Here is a 3,777-nt window from a genome sequence, read left to right as displayed (position 1 = left end):
CATTAGAGCACATCGCTACTGTCTGGCAAAGTAACGATTTTAGCCGCTATTTATTTAATAGCAGTGTGGTTGCCATTATGAGCGTGATTATCAATCTGATTTTTTGCGCGTTAGCAGCTTATCCGCTAGCCAGACTAGAATTCAAAGGCAAAGAAACGATTTTTGCGATCGTGGTTTCGACGATTATGATTCCCTTTCAGATCGTAATGATTCCGCTGTTTATCATTGCCGTTCAGTTAGGATTAGTAAATACTTATTTAGGCGTAATTCTCCCCAATTTAGCTTCCGCATTTGGCATTTTCTTACTGCGTCAAGCTTTTCAATCCGTACCCAAAGAACTTGAAGAAGCCGCACGGATGGACGGTTGTTGGGAAATCGGCATTTGGTGGAGCGTGATGTTACCAGCAATTCGTCCCTCGTTAGTAACGCTGGCAATTTTTGTATTTATCGGTGCTTGGAGCGATTTTTTGTGGCCCTTAATCGTGCTCCAAGATGATACTTATTACACGCTACCCTTGGGAGTAGCGAAATTAGCTGAAGGTGCTTTTGGTTTAAATTGGCGATTGGTTGCTGCTGGTTCGGTTATTTCGATCGCGCCTGTTTTAATCTTATTTATGTTCGTCCAACGTTATATCGTACCGACAGCTACTAGTAGTGGTGTTAAAGGTTAGGGATAGTGAATAGTGGATAGTTGATAGTGAATCGTGAATAGTATAGAATGCCCCGATTTCTGTTGAGAAATCAGGGCGATGAAGCAAAAGATTTTAACCTTGATAAGGACGATCGATGCGATCGACTGATACATTAAATTCAAATGGTAACCGACCGGGATTGAGTCGAGGTTCGGCAGCATAGCCCACTGGTAATACTAGCGCGATCGCTAAATCTGGATCGTTCTCGGCACCGATAACAGCTTTGACTTTATCTTCCATCCAGCCATTCATCATACAGGTAGATAAGCCCAAACTCTCAGCCGCCAGCGTCGCATGAGTAGCGGCAATCATCGCATCCTTAATCGCATACTCTCTAGCTTTATCGCCGAGTGCTACCGAAAATTCAGGGATAGCCTTCTGAAAATAAGCAGCAGTCTTCTCATTCCAAGCACCAGTCTGTTTACCTTGTTCGATCATCGGTGTGATGTCTTTTTCTCCTGCCTTAATATCGGCGGCAAACACCAAGTTGACAGGTGCTTGGGTAATTTGGGGTTGATTCCAACAGGCAGCTCCTAGAGCCGCTTTTTGCTCCGGATCCATGACGATTACAATCCGCCAATCCTGAACGTTAAAGCTACTAGGTGCCGCTACTGTCAATTCGATCAGTTGACGGAGTAATTCTGGCGCGATCGGGTCTGGCTTGAAGTTTTTGATCGATCGACGTTGTAAAATCGCGGTCGGGACGTCTAATGGCATAAGGTCTGAACTTAGAGGTATAGGTTACATAGTAGCGGGTAGTCAATCTCCAGCCAAGCCTTAATGAGATTAGGAGCTGAAGTTATGCTAGATCGACTCAAGTCTTGTCTAGGAGATATTTTTGTCGATCGAGAGTGTAATAAGGTCAATATATTGTTTAACTTCAAACAAACCCCTGTTCCAGTTGCATCATTTTTTCCACCTACAAGTGTCGTAATCATTTGAAAAATTGTCATAATAACTGTTTGAGTAAACTATATTTATATGAGGCATCATCTTATCTTTATATATAGGATAATTTCTAGAGAGATTTCTCTTTATCGTAGGATCGTTTAATAACCGCCTAGCTACCTCTGTTCTAGAATAGCTCATCAAAGAAACATTAACTGCACAAACTTTTGTCCCTAAGCCAGATTCTATGTTCATATAGACATTTTTGCAAACCTTCTTCCTGAGAAGAGAACGGCCTCTTATTAATGACATATCCTCACTAAGTGTGGCTTTTTCAAAACCAAAAAAGCTATTAATGTGCCCATCACTACTGGTTTTATTGGTAACATTAATTATGTCCTGCAATTGCTTGCAAGATTTTAAGTCATCAACAAGAGGTAATTTTTTACCATTAACCAGAGGTATTTCTTTGTAATCATTATCCATTAATGTTAGTTCATCAGAGTGAGCAGAATTTGGAAAAAATATGATATAAAAGGCAACTATGGCAAGTAAAATTTTACTTGCTTTAGCAATGTTAGAAATATTCATGATAAATTAAATTTAAAAACAGTTACTTGATGGGTTTAAAATTTCTAGATTTTACCAATTTACTTTGTGCATAGGAAACACTATGCTTAATCATATAATATAAATATATTAACCCGTCAATGTCAAATGTTTTTCTCTAACAACAGTTTCTTTCAGCTAAATGACTAACAACCAAATCCTATAAATTGCTTTATCAGACCTAAACAGCCCACAATCGCTCGTGGCAAAGGAAGATGGACTTTTTATTTTGGCGTCGATCGGAAACTCAACCTAAGCAGTAGCTTATTACTACACAAAATGCGATTACGATGATTCGATCGATTGATACTATCGATCGAACATTACAATCACATCAATGTTGAGACTCCTCACTCGATTCTGGGTCCTCGCTAGTCAGCCAATGTCCGAATTCTTCGACAAATCGATCGCGTAAAATGGCATTGCGAATTTGTTGAGTAAACCGAATTAATTCGGTAATATTATGCAGCGATAAGAGTGTAAATCCGGTAATTTCGCCGCACCGGACTAAATGGCATAAATAAGCGCGCGTAAAATTCTGACAAGTATAGCAAGGGCAAGTGTCGTCTAGGGGGGTAAAATCGCGCTTGAAGGGGGCATTCTTGAGATTCCAGCGTTCGCCCCTGACGAAAGCTGCGCCGTGTCTGGCGACCCTTGTAGGTATCACACAGTCGAATAAATCGATCCCCGATGCGATCGCGATCGCCATTTCTTTGTAAGTACCGACACCCATCAGATAACGCGGCTTATTTTCGGGTAATAATGGGGCGGTGGCGCGGACGATTTTATGGATAAAATGAGACGGTTCGCCGACACTGACACCTCCGATCGCATAACCGTGGAGGTCGAATTCTTGGAGTGATTTGGCGGCTTGGGCGCGTAAATCTAGATGGACGCCGCCTTGGACGATCGGAAATAAGGCTTGGTCTTCGGGGCGTTGATGCGCCTGGATACAGCGTTCTAGCCAGCGATAGGTGCGCTCTGTCGCGGCGATGACTTCATCGCGAGTAGCCGGGTAAGGCGGACATTCATCAAATGCCATAATTACATCTGCGCCGAGGGCATTTTGAATTTCGATCGATTTTTCGGGCGAAATAAAGATCGTGCGCCCATCTAAGGGTGATTTAAAAGTAACGCCTTCTTCGGTAATTTTGCGCGTTTTGCTGAGACTAAACACCTGAAAACCGCCGGAATCGGTCAGCATCGGCTTGTTCCAGTTCATGAATTTATGCAATCCACCTGCTTCCTTGATAATATCTTCACCCGGACGCAGATGCAGATGATAGGTATTCGATAGCACCATCTGTGCGCCAGCATCTTCGATATGAGCGGATGTGAGTGTTTTGACTGTTGCCGTAGTCCCTACAGGCATAAATCTCGGCGTCTCGACAATCCCATGTGGCGTATGAAAAACACCAGCGCGCGCGTGTGTGTGACTGCATTTACCCACGCAGTCGAAAGTGAAGTGCGGTTTGTTCAAAATTCCCTTATATTTTATATGCCAGAACGGACTCTTTAGTGCGAGGAGCGGGGGTGGATGGGTGGATGGGTGGATGAGTGGATGGGTAATGGGTAATGAGTAATGGGT

Annotated in this window: 4 protein-coding genes; 1 reads left to right on the top strand and 3 read right to left on the bottom strand. The window is 42.9% G+C overall.

Features of this window, described 5'->3' with window-relative positions:
• Positions 1–671: carbohydrate ABC transporter permease (locus C7B77_RS25910; RefSeq protein WP_106311772.1), on the top strand; the 671-nt coding region annotated here is incomplete at its 5' end.
• A 93-nt stretch (positions 672–764) separates the two neighbouring features.
• Here the strand turns inward: C7B77_RS25910 and C7B77_RS25905 are convergent.
• The 3 genes from C7B77_RS25905 to tgt form a co-directional block, all read right to left on the bottom strand.
• On the bottom strand, positions 765–1,409 hold the full coding sequence (locus tag C7B77_RS25905) for a nitroreductase family protein (protein ID WP_106311769.1): 645 nt from the start codon (positions 1,407–1,409) through the stop codon (positions 765–767).
• Positions 1,410–1,598: 189 nt separating this feature from the next.
• Positions 1,599–2,171 carry a hypothetical protein gene (locus tag C7B77_RS25900; protein WP_106311766.1) on the bottom strand — a complete coding sequence of 191 codons (573 nt, stop codon included), beginning with the start codon at positions 2,169–2,171 and terminating at the stop codon, positions 1,599–1,601.
• A 352-nt stretch (positions 2,172–2,523) separates the two neighbouring features.
• Positions 2,524–3,669, bottom strand: coding sequence for a tRNA guanosine(34) transglycosylase Tgt (tgt, locus tag C7B77_RS25895; RefSeq protein ID WP_106311775.1), 1,146 nt, complete (start codon positions 3,667–3,669; stop codon positions 2,524–2,526).
• Positions 3,670–3,777: the final 108 nt, after the last annotated feature.

This window comes from Chamaesiphon polymorphus CCALA 037, assembly GCF_003003845.1.
Classification (GTDB): Bacteria; Cyanobacteriota; Cyanobacteriia; order Cyanobacteriales; family Chamaesiphonaceae; genus Chamaesiphon; species Chamaesiphon polymorphus.
Note: the sequence above shows the minus strand (reverse complement) of the source record. Positions and strands in the feature narration are given on the sequence as shown.

Bases quoted from the DNA above. Each gene is read 5' to 3' on its own strand.
- C7B77_RS25905 (WP_106311769.1), bottom strand. From the start codon at position 1,409: ATGCCATTAGACGTCCCGACCGCGATTTTACAACGTCGATCGATCAAA.
- C7B77_RS25900 (WP_106311766.1), bottom strand. From the start codon at position 2,171: ATGAATATTTCTAACATTGCTAAAGCAAGTAAAATTTTACTTGCCATA.